Source organism: Sphingomonas sp. SAFR-052 (assembly GCF_051965015.1).
Classification (GTDB): Bacteria; Pseudomonadota; Alphaproteobacteria; order Sphingomonadales; family Sphingomonadaceae; genus Sphingomonas.
The window spans coordinates 213,080-227,272 of the sequence record NZ_JBQCMO010000002.1 but is presented as its reverse complement, the minus strand read 5'-3'; the positions used below and the strand labels follow the sequence as shown (position 1 = coordinate 227,272).

Below are 14,193 nucleotides of genomic sequence, written 5' to 3'. Positions count from 1 at the left end.
CGCCTGCGCGGGGGTACGGATCAGTTCTCGGATAAGATACGGACCTGCGCAGCCGTCTCGCTCACGTTCGGAATGACATAGGCTCGCCCGCAGGAATCACTCCTCTTCCTCCTTCACCTTGTCCGTCGCCACGGTGATGTCGCGCCCCAGCAACGCCTGCACGTAAATCCGCTGCACCAGCACGAACACGACGATCGTCAGCGGCGCCGCCAACAGCACGCCGATGAACCCGAACATCAGCCCCATGCCGATGACCGAGAACAACAGCACGGCTGGCGGCACGTCGACGGCATGCTTCTGGACGATCGGTTGCAGGATGTTGCCTTGGATCTGCTGGACGATCAGGAACACGACGATCGTCCACAACGCGGTCGACGGCGATACGGTAAACGCCAGCATCACCGCCGGCACCCCGGCGATGATCGGCCCGACATAGGGCACGACGTCCAGCAACCCGGCGATCAGCCCCAGCCCGATCGCCGCCGGCACGCCCAGCAGCCACAATCCGGTCCCGGTAAGCACCGCGACGACGACGATCGCCACCGCCTCGCCCTTCATCCAGCCGCGCAGGCCGCCGGCAGCATCGTCCACCGCCTTGCGCGCGACCAGTTCGGCCTTGGGCGGCACCAGCTTCACCAGCCCCCGGCGATACAGTTCGGGATCGGCCGCCAGGAAGATCGCCCCGACCAGCACCAGCACCGCATCCGACAGCCCCGACCCGATCGACAGGACATAGGTGCCCGCGCGCGACATGATCGTCGACAAGTCGCTGCTCCCCTGCGACAGCAGGTCGCGCGCCGGCTCGCCCAGTCCCCAGCTCTCCAGCTGCCGCTGGATCGCCTGCAGCGCGGGCGGAATCTGCTCACGGATCGTGTCGAACTGTTCGACCAGCTGCGCGCCGAAGCCATAGAAGATGCCGATCACGATCCCCAGCAACAGGATGATCGACGCCGCCAGCGCCAGCCCGCGCGGCAGCCGCGTCCATTTCTGGATGCGCCGCGCGACCGCGCTGAACAGCACCGCGATCACCGTCGCCGCGAACACCAGCAGCACCAGCCGCATCATCGATATCAGCAGCCATCCGGCGCCGACGATCGCCAGTACCATCACCGTCATCGCCGCGACCCGGCCATAGCTCGGGCCTTGCCGTTCCGTTTCGCCGTGCATCGTCGATCCCCTTTGTGCGTGAACGGACAAAGGCTGCGCGGCGTTCCGGTTCGCCCGCGTTACGATCGATTGGCGATCGGGCGGGGGGCTGACCACGCATCGATCGCCGCCCAGCCGGCAATGCCCGGCAACGTCCGCGCGCGCCGCTCGGTCATCCCGCCCAGCGCGATGACCGGCAGGCGCGCTCCGCGGATCAGCATCGCGAACCGGATGCGGCCAAGCGGTCTCGCGCCGGGATGCGAACGGGTGGCGAACACGGGGGAGACGAAGGTTGCATCGACCCCCGCGCGCTCGGCAGCGATGCGTTCGCGCACCGAATGCACCGGCCGCGTCGCCAATCCGTTGTTCTTCCGCGCCTTCCTTCCATGGACGCCATCGGCACCCGGCAGAAACGGTCCGGCGACCAGCAGCGTCAGCCGCCGTGCGCGTGCGATCCGCCGCACCTGCGCAAACATCCGCCGTCTTTTTCCTTCGGGCGTAGCATATTGGCGAAAGACGATACCGCTGCCACGTGGCAACTTCGCCACCTTCGCCGCCACGTCGCCCAGCCGCTCGTCGGTCATCATCCAGCGGCGCGGCAAAGGGTGGCGGGGACGCATGACCGCCTCTATAGCGCGCGCGATGACTAAAACCGAAGCCCCGCTGACCGCCATTCGCGACCGGATCGCCCATGCCGAATCGATCGCGCGCCGGGACGCAGGCGCGACGACGCTGATCGCGGTCAGCAAGACCCACGACGCCGCCACCATCCAGCCGCTGATCGACGCCGGACAGCGCGTGTTCGGCGAAAACCGGGTACAGGAAGCGCAGGCGAAATGGCCCGCGCTACAAGACGTTACGCCCGGCATCGAACTGCATCTCGTCGGGCAGCTACAATCGAACAAGGCCGAGGACGCGGTCCGCCTGTTCGACGCGATCCATTCGGTCGACCGCCCGTCACTGGTCGCGGCACTGGCAAAGGCGATCGACAAGACCGGCCGTGCGCCGGCCTGCTTCATCCAGGTCGATATCGGCGACGAACCGCAAAAGGGCGGCTGCGCGCTGTCGGACCTGCCGGCGCTGCTCGCCGAGGCGAAGGCGGCGGGTCTGCCGGTTGCCGGGCTGATGTGCGTGCCCCCCGCCGGGCTCGACGCCGCCCCCTATTTCGCTCTCACCGCCAAACTCGCCCGCGACAACGGCCTGACCGGGCTCAGCATGGGCATGTCCGACGATTTCGCAACCGCCGTGACGCTCGGCGCCACCCATGTCCGCGTCGGTTCGGCGCTGTTCGGCCCACGCGGCTGATCCTTTCGGAGCTTCTGATGACCCGTCCGCAAGCCTTGTTGTTCGATTTCGACGGCGTGCTGCTGGAAAGCGAATTCGCCGGCAACCGCCAGATCGCCGAGTTCCTCACCCAAGCCGGCCACCCGACCAGCGCCGCCGATTCGATGGCCAATTTCATGGGCCTGTCGGGCACCCACTTCACCCAGGCGATCGAACGCTGGGTCGGCGGACCGATCCCGGCGGGTTTCTTCGAAGCCCGTGCGGTCGAGGATGCGCGTGTGCTGGAGGAAGGCGTCGAGGCGGTGGCCGGCGCGATCGCCTTCGTCCGCTCGCTCCCCGCCGATCTGCCGCGCGCGATCGTCTCGTCGAGCACGACTCACTGGATTGCCACGCACCTGCGCCATCTCGGAATCGCCGACGCGTTCGGCGATCACATCTATAGTGGCAAAGAGCATGTCGCGAACGGCAAGCCCGCCCCCGACCTGTATCTCTACGGGGCGCGGCAACTGGGCGTGCCGATCGAGCAATGCGCGATCCTCGAAGACTCGCCGGTCGGCGTCACCGGCGCGGTCGCCTCGGGCGCGCGCGTCATCGGCCTGTGCGCGGGATCGCATTGCGGCGTCGGCCATGACCAACGCCTGCGCGAACTGGGCGTAACCGAAATCGCGCACGGCTTCGACGAGGTTGCCCGGTTGCTGGGGCTGGAGCCGGCCACGGCCTGACCTGCCCGACCTGCGAGCCGGGGCAACGAACCGCCCTGCGTTACTCGCCCTTCTTCGCCGCCTGTTCCGCCGCCGCCGGATCGACCGACGGTGCCCCCGACGCAGGGGTCGCGGCGTTCACGATGTCGGCGGTATTGGCGGTTGCGCCCTCCTCGACATTCGCGACGCCCGCATCCGCCGGAGCGGCGTCGGCGGCCGGGGCGGCGGGCAGCGGCAGGTTCGAGCCCTGCGAATTCAGATAGGCGATGACGTTCGCACGGTCCTCGGCACTGCCCAGACCCGCAAAGGTCATCTTGGTCCCCGGCGCATACTTACGCGGGCTGGTCAGCCACGCATTCATCGCCTCGAAGTCCCAGTTGCCCGGAATGCCGGTCAGCGCGCTCGAATAGGCGAAGCCGGGGATATGGCCGTGCTTCTTGCCGATCACGCCCCACAGGTTCGGGCCGATGCCATTCGCGCCGCCCTGGTTGACCGTGTGACAGGCCGCACATTTCTTGAAGACTTCCGCGCCCTTGGCGACGTCTGCGGTCGCCAGCAGCGTCGCGATCGGCACCGCCGCCGCACTACCGCCGCCGCCGGCCTCGGCCGCGCCCTCGACCGGATAGCCGGGCTTTTCCGGCGGGCCGGAATGGAAGATCATGCCACTGGCGATGGACAGCCCGAGGGCCGCGGCACATCCGGCCAATACCCAACCCGCGATCGTGTTCGTCCGGTCGTCCATGCGCTGCGCCGTCTCGCCTAAGATGGTTTTGTTTGGGGCCATGCTTAGAGGCGGCATGCCGGACTGGCAAGACAGGCTTGCCGGTTGCCGTTTCGGGGGATAATCGCCGCCCCCCATGCATAAGTACGCCGCACCGGCGCGTCCCCTTGTCGCGCAGATGACCGAAGCCGCCGCCCGCGAACCGCATCGCGCGGTGGCGTTTCAGGGCGCGCCCGGCGCCAATTCGCACGTGGCACTGGCACAGGCGTTTCCCGACGCGCTGCCCCTGCCCTGTTTCGGCTTTGCCGACGCGATCGACGCGGTGCGTTCGGGCAAGGCCGATTGTGCGATCATCCCGATCGAGAATTCGCTGCACGGCCGCGTCGCCGACATCCATTTCCTGCTGCCCGAATCGGGGCTGGTCATCACCGGCGAACATTTCCTGCCGATCCGCCACGCGCTGCTGGGGCTGGGTCCGATCGAGGCGGTGCGCCAGGCGATGAGCCATGAACAGGCGCTCGGCCAGTGCCGCCATTGGCTGAGCGCGCGCGGGATCGAGCCGGTGGCGCATCCCGACACGGCGGGTGCAGCCGCCTCCGCCGCAGCGATGGCCGATCCCAGCGTCGCCGCGCTCGCCCCGCCGGCCGCCGCCAAACTCTACGGGCTGGAGGTGTTGGCCGACGACATCGCCGATGCCGACCACAACACGACCCGCTTCGTCGTCCTCGCCCGCGCCGCGCCGCCCGAGCCGCCCGCCGGTCCGTGCATGACGACACTCGTGTTCGAGGTGAAGAACGTGCCGGCCGCACTCTACAAGGCGATGGGCGGTTTCGCGACCAACGGCGTCAACATGACCAAGCTGGAAAGCTATCAGCGCAGCGGCACCTTCGCCGCGACCGAATTCTTCTGCGATATCGAAGGACGCCCCGGCGAGCCGCATGTCGACCGCGCGCTGGAGGAACTGCGCTTCCATAGCAAGAGCATGCGCCTGCTCGGCAGCTACGGTCGCGCACGCGAGCGGGGCTAGGCTCGTGCGAACCCCGTCCGGCGCACACCGTTCGGGCGGCGTTCGCGGCCATTGCCGTTTGAGGGTCCGCACCCTACAACCCTGTCACCTATGACCGATACAAAAGTACCGTCCCGCGTGTTCCGCGGGGCCAAGCAGGAGGCCGAGGCGGCCCGCGCCCAGCTTTCCACGCCGCAGACCGAGCATCCCGCCTATCGCCTGGCGTTTCAGGACATGGAGTTCCTGCTGCGCGAGGATCTGCGGCCGGTGCGCTTCCAGCTGGAGTTGCTCAAACCCTCGCTGCTGCTCGACGAGGCGAACATCGCCTCGACCTTCGTCATCTACGGCTCGGCACGGATCCCCGAGCCCGAAAAGGCCGAGGTGCTGCTCGACCTCGCGCAGGACGACAAGGCACGCGCGATCGCCGAACGCATCGTCGCCAAGTCGCATTATTACGACGTCGCGCGCGAGCTTGCCTTCAACGCCAGCCAGTTTCCCAACGATCTGAACGGCAAACGGCATTTCGTCGTATGTTCGGGCGGCGGTCCGTCGATCATGGAGGCCGCCAATCGCGGCGCGAACGAAGCCGGTGCCGAATCGATCGGTCTCAACATCGTCCTGCCGCACGAACAGGCGCCCAACCCGTACGTCACCCCGGCGCTGTCGATGCAGTTCCACTATTTCGCGTTGCGCAAGATGCACTTCCTGCTGCGCGCCCGCGCGGTGGCGGTGTTCCCCGGCGGCTTCGGCACGTTCGACGAAAGTTTCGAGCTGCTGACGCTGATCCAGACCGGAAAGATCGAACCGATCCCGGTGCTGTTCTACGGCCGCGAATTTTGGGACCGGGTCGTCAACTGGGACGCGCTGGTCGAGGAAGGCGTGATTTCGGAACGCGACCTCGATCTCATCACCTTCGTCGAAACGGCGGAGGAAGGGTGGAACGTGGTCAAGAAGTTTTACGAGGACCGGAAATAGGCGGACCTTCTCCCCTCCCTGGCAAGGGAGGGGGCGGGGGTGGGTTGGCCGGTTGTAGTGCGCTACCGTTCCCTCGCGGGCCGACCCACCCCCAACCCTCCCTTGCCAGGGAGGGGAGCAAACTTACCGCGCCAGCGCCTCGGCGATCAGCTTGCGGCTGTTGTCGATGCCGTACAGCGCGATGAAGCTGCCCATGCGCGGTCCCTGCGACGTGCCGAGCAGCGTTTCGTAACAGGCCTTGAACCAGTCGCGTAAGGATTCGAAGCCGGCGGTCTTGCCGATCTCGTACACCGCGTTCTGGATCTGCTCGGCACCGGCATCGGCGGGCATCGCCGCGAGGTCGGCGTCGAGCCGTTCGAGCGCCGCGCGTTCGATCTCGGTCGGGGCGCGGCGGTCGGGCTTGTCGGCGACATCGCGGACATAGGCCAGCGCATGGTCGATCAGCGCGTCGAGCGCCGGATAGCGTTCCGGCGAAGCATCCTCGACATAGTTCGCCAGATAGCCCCACACCTGCGCCTTGGTCGCGTCGCCCATTACGCCCACGAGGTTGAGCAACAGTCCGAAGGTCACCGGCAGCGTCTCGGCCGGCGGCGGGCCGCCATGGATGTGGTGGACCGGGTTGCCGAGTCGCTGTTCGACCGCCTGATCGGCGTAATTGGCGCGGAACTGCCAATATTCGTCGATCGCGCGCGGAATGACGCCCAGATGGAGCTGCTTGGCCTTTTTCGGCTCGCGATAGGCGTAGAATGCGACGCTTTCGGGCGGGCCGTAGGTCAGCCATTGTTCGAGGCTGAGGCCATTGCCCTTCGACTTCGAAATCTTTTGCCCATGTTCGTCGAGGAACATTTCGTAGTTGAAGCCCTCGGGCGGGCGGGCGCCCAGCACGCGGGCGATCTTCGACGACTGGGTCACCGAATCGATCAGGTCCTTCCCCGCCATTTCATAGTCGACGCCGAGAGCCACCCAGCGCATCGCCCAGTCGACCTTCCATTGCAGCTTCGCGCCGCCCGACAGGATCGATTGTTCGACACGGGTGTCGCCATCGCTGAACGCGACCATGCCGGTCTCGGCGTCCAACACCTCGACCGGCACCTGCAACACGATGCCGCTCGTCGGGCTGATCGGCAGCACCGGCGAGTAGGTCGCGCGGCGTTCTGCGCCGAGCGTCGGTAGCATGATGTCGAGGATCGCCTGATAGTGCCGCAGCACGCCCTTCAGCGCATCGTCGAACTTCCCGCCGCGATAATAATCGGTCGACGAAGCGAATTCATACTCGAAGCCGTACTGGTCGAGGAAGCGGCGCAGCCGGGCGTTGTTGTGCGCGGCGAAACTGGCGTGCGTCCCGAACGGATCGGGGATTTCGCTAAGCGGCTTGCCGAGATGTTCGCGCAGCATGTCGCCGTTCGGCACATTGTCGGGTACCTTGCGCAGGCCGTCCATATCGTCCGAAAACGCGATCAGGCGGGTCGGCTGATCCGACAATTCCTCGAACGCGCGACGCACCATCGTCGTGCGCAACACTTCGTTGAACGTGCCGATATGCGGCAGTCCCGACGGGCCATAGCCGGTTTCGAACAGGATCGGTGCGCCACCGGGCTTGCCGTCCGGATAGCGCTTCAGGAGCTTGCGGGCTTCCTCATACGGCCAAGCCTTTGAAACCAATGCTGCATTGCGAATAGCGGGGTCGATCATCCGCCCCAGATACGCGGTCGGCCGCAATATTTCCACCGGTTGCAACGCAACCTTGATGCAGGTTGGGCGTAGCGTGATGCGATGATCGTATCTGACGCACCCCGCCTGTCCCGCATCGTGTCCGAAGTCTGGAAACCGGCACTGGCCCTGTTCATCTGGGACGTGATCGTCACGGTCGTGTATTTCGTGCTGCCGTTCAAGGCGCCGTCGCTGCCGCTGACCATCTTCGGATCGGCGCTGGCGCTGTTCCTCGGCTTCCGAGTCAATTCCGCCTATGCCCGGTGGTGGGAGGGGCGGTCGCTATGGGGGCTGATGATCAACGCCTCGCGCAACCTGGCGCGCGGCGCGATCTCGTTCATCGGGCCGGAGAATGACGGTCAGAAGCGGGACCTCAAGCGATCGATCGTGCTGCGCCATATCGCCTATGTCCATGCGCTACGCTGCCAGTTGCGGCGGCTGGATTCGAAGGACGAGGTGCACCGGTTCCTGTCGCGCGACGAGGCGGGCGAGCCGTTGGGGCGGACCAACGTCGCCAACGGGCTGCTCGACGGCACCGGCGCACGCATCGCCGAGGCGCAGCGGCGCGACTGGATCGACAGCATCCAACAAACCAGCCTTGAAAGCGTGCTGATCGACATCGCCAATGCGCAGGGCGGCATGGAGCGGATCAAGAACACGCCGTTGCCGGTGCAATATCGCTTCCTGCCGTCGCTGTTCACCCGGCTGTTCTGCATCGTACTGCCGATCGGGCTGGTCGAGACGCTGGGCATCGCCACCCCGCTCGGGTCGGGTCTGGCGGGGCTGATGTTCCTGGCGGTGTTGCAGATCGGCGAAGATCTGGCCGATCCGTTCGCCAATACCGTCCACGACCTGCCGTTGACCGCGATGTGCCGCACGATCGAGATCGACCTGTTGCAGGCAATCGGCGATCCCGCACCCGAACCGGCCAAGCCCGAGAAGGGCGTGTTATGGTGACGGAACGCGGCAACGCCCGAAATGGTTGAGCCATCGACGGAGGACGACGATGGCCGACGAGCACAAACCGACGAAGAAGATGGCGGCGAACGCCGAAAAGGGCCTGAAGCTGCGCGAAAAATTCGATCGCGGCGGGACCGAGGTCGGCGTGAAGCGCGCCAAGCAGATCGTCGACGGCGGACCGATGTCCGACGAAGACGTCAAATCCATGCACAGCTATTTCGCGCGGCATGGCGTCGACAAGGATGCCAAAGCGCATAATTGGGGCGATGATAAGGACCCTTCCGCCGGTTATATCGCGTGGCTGCTATGGGGCGGCGACGAAGGCAAAGAGTGGGCCGACCGCCAGCGCGAGAAGATAGAGGACTAAAAGTCCTCCCCGGCACAGGGAGGATTTTTGTGTTCCACTTCCGTTCTGACCCCATGCGCGGTAAGGCTCGCAAATGTTCCCCTACCCCGCCCTGCACGCCAGCCATTCGGGCGTCTGGATCGCCGACGCCGATGGCACGCGCGAGGTCAGCCGGGGGGAGGCGATCGCGTGCGTCGCCGATACGCCGACCATCGTCCTCAACGCCCCGCTGATCGGGCAGCGGCTGGGCTATGCCGAGCTGTCGGGCCTCGACCTGCTCGAACTGTTCGCCTTCGTCCATCCGGCGCGCTTCGCGGTGCCGACGCCCAAGGGGATCGCGCAGGCGGTGAACCTGACGCCGCCGTCCGACGAGGCGAGTGTCGCGACTTTGCTGCGCACGGCGGCGGCGGCGCTGATCGCGACTGCCTCGGCACCCTGGAGCGAACAGGAGGGCGCATGGACCGCCGCGCAGTCGCTGTTCCGGCTGCGCTGGCCCTGGGCGCCGGCGCTGGGACAAGTGCTGCCCAAGCCCGCGACCGCCGAACGCTGGCTATTTGCGAAGCTGCCCGAATGGGAGGAGGCACCGCCACGTGGCGCACCGCGTACCGTGACGCTTGCCCCCGATGCGGTCGCCGAACGGCTGGCGACGCTGACCGGTCAGGGGGCGGAGACACGCCCCGGCCAGCGCGCCTTCGCTACTGCCGCCGCCGATGCCTTTGCCCCGCGCGTCGCGCGCGATACGCCCAATCTGGTGCTGGCCGAGGCGGGAACCGGCATCGGCAAGACGCTCGGCTATCTCTCGCCGGCATCCTTGTGGTCGCAACAGGCCGATGGCGCGGTGTGGGTGTCGACCTTCACCAAGGCGCTGCAACGCCAGCTGGCGCAGGAAAGCGAGCGCGTCTTTCCTGATCCGGCCGAACGTCGCGAGCGGGTGGTGACGCGCAAGGGACGCGAGAATTACCTGTGCCTGCTCAACCTCGAAGATGCGTTGCAGGGCGGGTTTCAGGGGCGGGCGGCGGTGCTGGCGCAGCTGGTCGCGCGCTGGGCGGCCTATAGCGCCGATGGCGACATGGTCGGCGGCGACCTGCCTGGCTGGCTGCCGACGCTGTTCCGGCGCAACGGGTCGACCGCGCTGACCGACCGGCGCGGCGAGTGCATCTATGCCGGGTGCCCGCATTACCGCAAATGCTTCATCGAACGCGCCGGGCGCGCATCGGCACAAGCGGACATCGTCATCGCCAACCATGCGCTGGTGATGGTCAACGCCGCGCGCGGGCGCGAGACCGGCACCCGCCCGACCCGCTATGTCTTCGACGAAGGGCATCACCTGTTCGATGCCGCCGATGCGATGTTCTCCGCCGCGCTGACCGGCATGGAGTCGATCGAGATCCGCCGCTGGGTGCTGGGTCCCGAGGGCGGCGGGCGCGGGCGCCGGCGCGGGTTGGCCGCACGATTGTCCGATGTCGCCAGCTATGACGCGGCGGGCGCCGAGGCGGTAGCGGCGGCGGTCGATGCCGCACGGCTGCTTCCCGCCGATGGCTGGCTGGCGCGGGTGCAGGAAGGCAATCCGTTCGGCCCGGTCGAGGAACTGCTCGCCTGCGTGCGCGGCGCGGTGTTCGCGCGGGCCAAGGACGGCGAAGCGGGCTATGGGCTGGAGACCGAACTGACCGAACCGCCGCCCGAACTGGTCGATGCCGCCGGGCCGGCCGCACAGGCGCTCGACGCGCTGCTACGGCCGCTCATTGCGCTCGGCAAACGGCTCGAGGCGGTGCTGACCGAGGGCCCCGACTGGATGGACGGTCCGGCGCGGGCGCGGATCGAGGGAGCGATCGCCTCGCTCGGCTGGCGCGCGGAGACGGTGGCGGCATGGGGGCGGCTGCTGGCGCGGGTCGGCGGCCCGGTCGATCCTGATTTCGTCGACTGGCTGGCGGTCGACCGGGTCGAGGGACGCGAGTACGACATGGGCCTGCACCGCCACTGGCTCGACCCAAGCCGGCCGTTCGCCGAAACGGTGCTGAAGCCCGCGCACGGCGTGCTGGTGACGTCGGCGACGCTGCGTGCAGGCGGCGACTGGGATGTGGCCGACGCCCGCGTCGGCGCGCCGCACCTGATGCGACAGCCGACCCATTTCGCCGCGACCAGCCCGTTCGCCTATGCTGATCAGGCAGAGGTGCTGATCGTCACCGATGTGAAGCGCGGCGACCTTCCCGCCCTCGCCAATGCCTATGGCCGGCTGATCGTCGCGGCGGGCGGCGGCACGCTCGGGCTGTTCACCGCGATCCGGCGGCTGCGCGGCGTCCATGCCCGCATCGCCGACCGGTTGGCGCGTGACGGATTGCCGCTCTACGCGCAGCATGTCGACCCGATCGACACCGGTACGCTGGTCGACATCTTCCGCGACGACCCCCGCGCCTCGCTGATCGGTACGGATGCGCTGCGCGACGGGGTCGACGTGCCCGGCCATTCGCTGCGCATGGTGGTAATGGAGGGGGTGCCGTGGGTGAAGCCGGGCGTCCTTCATGCGGCGCGAAGGCTGGCGGGGGGTGGCAGTGCCTATGACGACCGGATGGTGCGCGCGCGCCTTGCACAGGCATTCGGGCGGCTGATCCGCCGTGCCGACGATCGCGGGTTGTTCGTGCTGCTGTCGGCGGCGATGCCGTCGCGGCTGCTGGGCGCGTTCCCCGATGGGACACCGGTCCGGCGCTGTACGCTGGACGAAGCGGTCGCGCGTGCCCTTTCCTTGGGTACAGAAGTGGGGCATGGGGCGGATGCCCTGCCGATGGAGCCCCTGCCATGAAGACGCTGACGCTGCTGCGCCACGCCAAGTCGAGCTCGGACGATGCCATCGTGCGCGATTTCGACCGGCCGCTGAACGCGAAGGGCGCCCGCGCCGCGACCGCGATGGGCGCGCATGTCCGGCAACTGGGCCTCAAGTTCGATCATCTGGTCGCCAGCCCCGCGGTGCGCGTGGTCGAGACGCTCGATCATTTCCGCCGCGGCTATGGCACGCTGCCCGACGAACAGAGCAACCGGGCGCTGTATCTGGCATCGGAGGGGACGTTGCTCGACACGATCCGCGCGCTGCCGGCCGAGGTCGATCGCGCGTTGCTGGTCGGGCATAATCCGGGGCTTGAGGATCTGGTCCTGCTACTGTCGGCCGAAAGCAACCCGCTGCGCGGCACCGTCGAGGAGAAGTTTCCGACCGCCAGCGTCGCGGTGCTCGAACTGGACGGCGACTGGGCCAGCGCCTGCGATGGCTGCGGGCATCTGGTCACGTTCGTCCGGCCGCGCGACCTCGATCCGTCGCTCGGGCCGAATCACGACTAGCAGCCGCTCGTCGTACGCTGCCCGCCGAAAGGCTGCGGGAATCCCATTACGGACGCATTGAGGGAAGCATCGTGGCACATCCGTCGATCAAACGGCTGTGGGACCGGTATCGGGCCGCCATCGTCGGTGCGTCTAGCGGACCGCCGATAGCGGAGTATTTCTGCGACAATGAGGCGGACGCCAACCGCTGCGCGGATCTGATCCTCGCCGGTATCAAACGGGCAACTGCTTCGGCGTTGGCATCGTATCAGGAAACTGGAGAACCCCTTCCCGAGCCCGGCAAGCTTCTGATCGTGACGAACTGGTCTGGCGAAGCGCAGGGAATTATCAGAACGCACACCGTTACGGTGCGCCGGTTCGGTGACGTTCCGCCTGCATTTGCGATGCTCGAAGGCGAAGGTGACGGTACCCTGACCTGTTGGCGCGAGGCACACCGCGCTTTTTGGGAACGGACGCTCCCGGGTCATGTCATCGACGACGACTTACTGGTAGTTTGTGAGGAGTTCGAGTTGATCGCAACGGCATAACCGCTCCCGAGCGACGATAGCCCTCAACACGCTGTTCACCTCACCGCGCCGCCATCCGCCGCGCGAAGTGGATTTCCACCGCCTGCGACACGCTCTTCGCGATCGCCTTGCGCCCTTCGACCGAATCGAGCCGCTTCGCATCGCCTTCGTTCGACAGATAGCCGGTCTCGAACAGGATCGAGGGCAGGTCGGGCGCCTTCAGCACCATCAGCGACGCCATGCGGTGATAATTGGACTTGAGCGGGATCACCCCCTTCGCCTCACGACCCAATAACCGCGCGAAGCCGGCCGATTCGTTCATCGTCTCGCGCTGCGTCAGGTCGATCAAGATCGAGGAAATGTCGGCCGATTGCCGGCCGAGATCGACCCCGGCAAGGATATCGGCCTTGTTCTCGCGCGCCGCCAGCCGCGCGGCTTCGCGGTCGGAGGCGACTTCGGACAGGGTATAGATGCTGGCACCGCTGGCATCGGGATTGTCGGCGCTGTCGCAATGGACCGAGATGAACAGGCTGGCCCCCAGCCGTCGGGCGATGGCATAGCGTTCCTGCAGCACCAGAAATTGGTCGCGGTCACGGGTCATCGCCACGCGCACCCGGCCGCCAGCAAGCAGCGCATCGCGAATCGCGCGTGCGGTCTTGAGCGTTAGGTCCTTCTCGCGCAGGCCGCCATGCGGCGAGATCGCGCCGGGATCATGCCCGCCATGGCCGGCATCGATCACCACCAGCGGCCGGTCGGCATCGCCCGCCACCTTGGGCAGCGGCAGGCCGCGCCGGGCACGGGCGACCGGTACCGGCACGGTGGCGGTCGCGCGCTGGCGCCGATCGACGACCATCGCTGCCGACGACGAAGCGGGCACGATCGCGCCGACCACCGGTTGCGGCTGGAACCGCATCCGCCCGGCACCGGCCGCCCGCGCGAAGCGCCGGGCATCGACCGGACGCAGGTCGAGCGTCAGGCGGCGTCCGCCATCGGCGAAGCTGCCGCCGGTGACCATCGCCCCTTCGGACAGGTCGAGCACGATCCGGCTGCCATTCTCGCCGCGCACCCCCTGCCGCACCGTCCGCACCGCGCCGCCCGCCGCGCTGCGGCCACCGGGGCGGATGCCTTCGAGGTCGACGACGATGCGATCGGGTCCGGCCATCGCAAAGCTGCTGGCCGCGCGTGCTGGCGAATCGAGACGGATGACGATCCGGTCGTCCGCCACCTCGACCGCGTCGATCCGCTGCGCGGCGGCGGGCGATGCGAACGCGGAGCATGACAGGGTCAGCGCGACCGCCTGTCCGATCCCGAAGCTGGTCCAGCGCACAGCCATGACGAAGCGCCTCTTCCCCCTTTTCGCAAGCTCGTGCCGTACCGACTCCGGCCGTAAACGGCGCCTAATAATCATGGTGAAGCTTAATTTAACCTAAAACACTGCCTAAGAGTACCGTGTAAGGAAGCATGGCCGCGCTGTTGCCGTTCCCGATGGCGGATGCTACGCCTACCCCCAC

At 67.3% G+C, this 14,193-nt stretch carries 14 protein-coding genes; 9 read left to right on the top strand and 5 right to left on the bottom strand.

Annotation, left to right across the window (positions count from 1 at the left end; genetic code table 11):
- Window positions 1-96: 96 nt before the first annotated feature.
- On the bottom strand, window positions 97-1,167 hold the full coding sequence (locus ACTHQV_RS04090) for an AI-2E family transporter (protein ID WP_440488501.1): 1,071 nt from the start codon (window positions 1,165-1,167) through the stop codon (window positions 97-99).
- Between the two features lie 59 nt (window positions 1,168-1,226).
- Window positions 1,227-1,766: a thiamine phosphate synthase gene (locus tag ACTHQV_RS04085; RefSeq protein WP_440488500.1), complete on the bottom strand. Its 540-nt coding sequence runs from the start codon at window positions 1,764-1,766 to the stop codon at window positions 1,227-1,229.
- A 22-nt stretch (window positions 1,767-1,788) separates the two neighbouring features.
- Between ACTHQV_RS04085 and ACTHQV_RS04080 the strand changes: the two genes are divergently transcribed.
- Both ACTHQV_RS04080 and ACTHQV_RS04075 read left to right on the top strand, forming a co-directional pair.
- A complete protein-coding gene (locus ACTHQV_RS04080) occupies window positions 1,789-2,451 on the top strand; it encodes a YggS family pyridoxal phosphate-dependent enzyme (protein ID WP_440488499.1) in 663 nt (220 codons plus the stop codon).
- A 17-nt stretch (window positions 2,452-2,468) separates the two neighbouring features.
- A complete protein-coding gene (locus tag ACTHQV_RS04075) occupies window positions 2,469-3,152 on the top strand; it encodes an HAD family hydrolase (RefSeq protein WP_440488498.1) in 684 nt (227 codons plus the stop codon).
- A 40-nt stretch (window positions 3,153-3,192) separates the two neighbouring features.
- Here ACTHQV_RS04075 and ACTHQV_RS04070 read toward each other — a convergent pair whose 3' ends face one another.
- The gene (locus tag ACTHQV_RS04070) at window positions 3,193-3,873 is read right to left on the bottom strand and encodes a c-type cytochrome (RefSeq protein WP_440488497.1); all 681 of its coding nucleotides are present in this window, start codon (window positions 3,871-3,873) and stop codon (window positions 3,193-3,195) included.
- Window positions 3,874-3,988: 115 nt separating this feature from the next.
- Between ACTHQV_RS04070 and ACTHQV_RS04065 the strand changes: the two genes are divergently transcribed.
- Together ACTHQV_RS04065 and ACTHQV_RS04060 are read left to right on the top strand one after the other, a co-directional pair.
- A complete protein-coding gene (locus ACTHQV_RS04065; RefSeq protein WP_440488496.1) occupies window positions 3,989-4,879 on the top strand; it encodes a prephenate dehydratase in 891 nt (296 codons plus the stop codon).
- Window positions 4,880-4,969: 90 nt separating this feature from the next.
- On the top strand, window positions 4,970-5,833 hold the full coding sequence (locus tag ACTHQV_RS04060; protein WP_440488495.1) for a TIGR00730 family Rossman fold protein: 864 nt from the start codon (window positions 4,970-4,972) through the stop codon (window positions 5,831-5,833).
- A 123-nt stretch (window positions 5,834-5,956) separates the two neighbouring features.
- Here ACTHQV_RS04060 and ACTHQV_RS04055 read toward each other — a convergent pair whose 3' ends face one another.
- A complete protein-coding gene (locus ACTHQV_RS04055) occupies window positions 5,957-7,525 on the bottom strand; it encodes a lysine--tRNA ligase (protein ID WP_440488494.1) in 1,569 nt (522 codons plus the stop codon).
- Window positions 7,526-7,606: 81 nt separating this feature from the next.
- Between ACTHQV_RS04055 and ACTHQV_RS04050 the strand changes: the two genes are divergently transcribed.
- The 5 genes from ACTHQV_RS04050 to ACTHQV_RS04030 all read left to right on the top strand — a co-directional run bounded on the left by ACTHQV_RS04050 (window position 7,607) and on the right by ACTHQV_RS04030 (window position 12,703).
- Window positions 7,607-8,500 (top strand): bestrophin family protein, encoded by an 894-nt coding sequence (locus tag ACTHQV_RS04050; RefSeq protein WP_440488493.1) that lies wholly within the window; start codon window positions 7,607-7,609, stop codon window positions 8,498-8,500.
- 49 nt (window positions 8,501-8,549) lie between these two features.
- Window positions 8,550-8,870, top strand: coding sequence for a hypothetical protein (locus ACTHQV_RS04045; RefSeq protein ID WP_440488492.1), 321 nt, complete (start codon window positions 8,550-8,552; stop codon window positions 8,868-8,870).
- A gap of 73 nt (window positions 8,871-8,943) precedes the next feature.
- Window positions 8,944-11,646 (top strand): ATP-dependent DNA helicase, encoded by a 2,703-nt coding sequence (locus tag ACTHQV_RS04040; RefSeq protein ID WP_440488491.1) that lies wholly within the window; start codon window positions 8,944-8,946, stop codon window positions 11,644-11,646.
- Window positions 11,643-12,176: a SixA phosphatase family protein gene (locus ACTHQV_RS04035; RefSeq protein ID WP_440488490.1), complete on the top strand. Its 534-nt coding sequence runs from the start codon at window positions 11,643-11,645 to the stop codon at window positions 12,174-12,176. The genes ACTHQV_RS04040 and ACTHQV_RS04035 overlap by 4 nt, the downstream gene beginning before the upstream one ends.
- 71 nt (window positions 12,177-12,247) lie before the next feature.
- Entirely contained in the window at window positions 12,248-12,703 is a 456-nt protein-coding gene (locus tag ACTHQV_RS04030; protein ID WP_440488489.1) for an ASCH domain-containing protein, read from the top strand.
- 40 nt (window positions 12,704-12,743) lie between these two features.
- Here the strand turns inward: ACTHQV_RS04030 and ACTHQV_RS04025 are convergent, their stop codons facing one another.
- Window positions 12,744-14,015, bottom strand: a complete 1,272-nt coding sequence (locus ACTHQV_RS04025; RefSeq protein ID WP_440488488.1) for an N-acetylmuramoyl-L-alanine amidase — start codon at window positions 14,013-14,015, stop codon at window positions 12,744-12,746.
- Between the last annotated feature and the right edge of the window lie 178 nt (window positions 14,016-14,193).

Coding starts and splice junctions, on each gene's coding strand:
- ACTHQV_RS04090 (WP_440488501.1), bottom strand. CDS start 1,167: ATGCACGGCGAAACGGAACGGCAAGGCCCGAGCTATGGCCGGGTCGCG.
- ACTHQV_RS04085 (WP_440488500.1), bottom strand. CDS start 1,766: ATGCGTCCCCGCCACCCTTTGCCGCGCCGCTGGATGATGACCGACGAG.
- ACTHQV_RS04080 (WP_440488499.1), top strand. CDS start 1,789: ATGACTAAAACCGAAGCCCCGCTGACCGCCATTCGCGACCGGATCGCC.
- ACTHQV_RS04075 (WP_440488498.1), top strand. CDS start 2,469: ATGACCCGTCCGCAAGCCTTGTTGTTCGATTTCGACGGCGTGCTGCTG.
- ACTHQV_RS04070 (WP_440488497.1), bottom strand. CDS start 3,873: ATGGACGACCGGACGAACACGATCGCGGGTTGGGTATTGGCCGGATGT.
- ACTHQV_RS04065 (WP_440488496.1), top strand. CDS start 3,989: ATGCATAAGTACGCCGCACCGGCGCGTCCCCTTGTCGCGCAGATGACC.
- ACTHQV_RS04060 (WP_440488495.1), top strand. CDS start 4,970: ATGACCGATACAAAAGTACCGTCCCGCGTGTTCCGCGGGGCCAAGCAG.
- ACTHQV_RS04055 (WP_440488494.1), bottom strand. CDS start 7,525: ATGATCGACCCCGCTATTCGCAATGCAGCATTGGTTTCAAAGGCTTGG.
- ACTHQV_RS04050 (WP_440488493.1), top strand. CDS start 7,607: ATGATCGTATCTGACGCACCCCGCCTGTCCCGCATCGTGTCCGAAGTC.
- ACTHQV_RS04045 (WP_440488492.1), top strand. CDS start 8,550: ATGGCCGACGAGCACAAACCGACGAAGAAGATGGCGGCGAACGCCGAA.
- ACTHQV_RS04040 (WP_440488491.1), top strand. CDS start 8,944: ATGTTCCCCTACCCCGCCCTGCACGCCAGCCATTCGGGCGTCTGGATC.
- ACTHQV_RS04035 (WP_440488490.1), top strand. CDS start 11,643: ATGAAGACGCTGACGCTGCTGCGCCACGCCAAGTCGAGCTCGGACGAT.
- ACTHQV_RS04025 (WP_440488488.1), bottom strand. CDS start 14,015: ATGGCTGTGCGCTGGACCAGCTTCGGGATCGGACAGGCGGTCGCGCTG.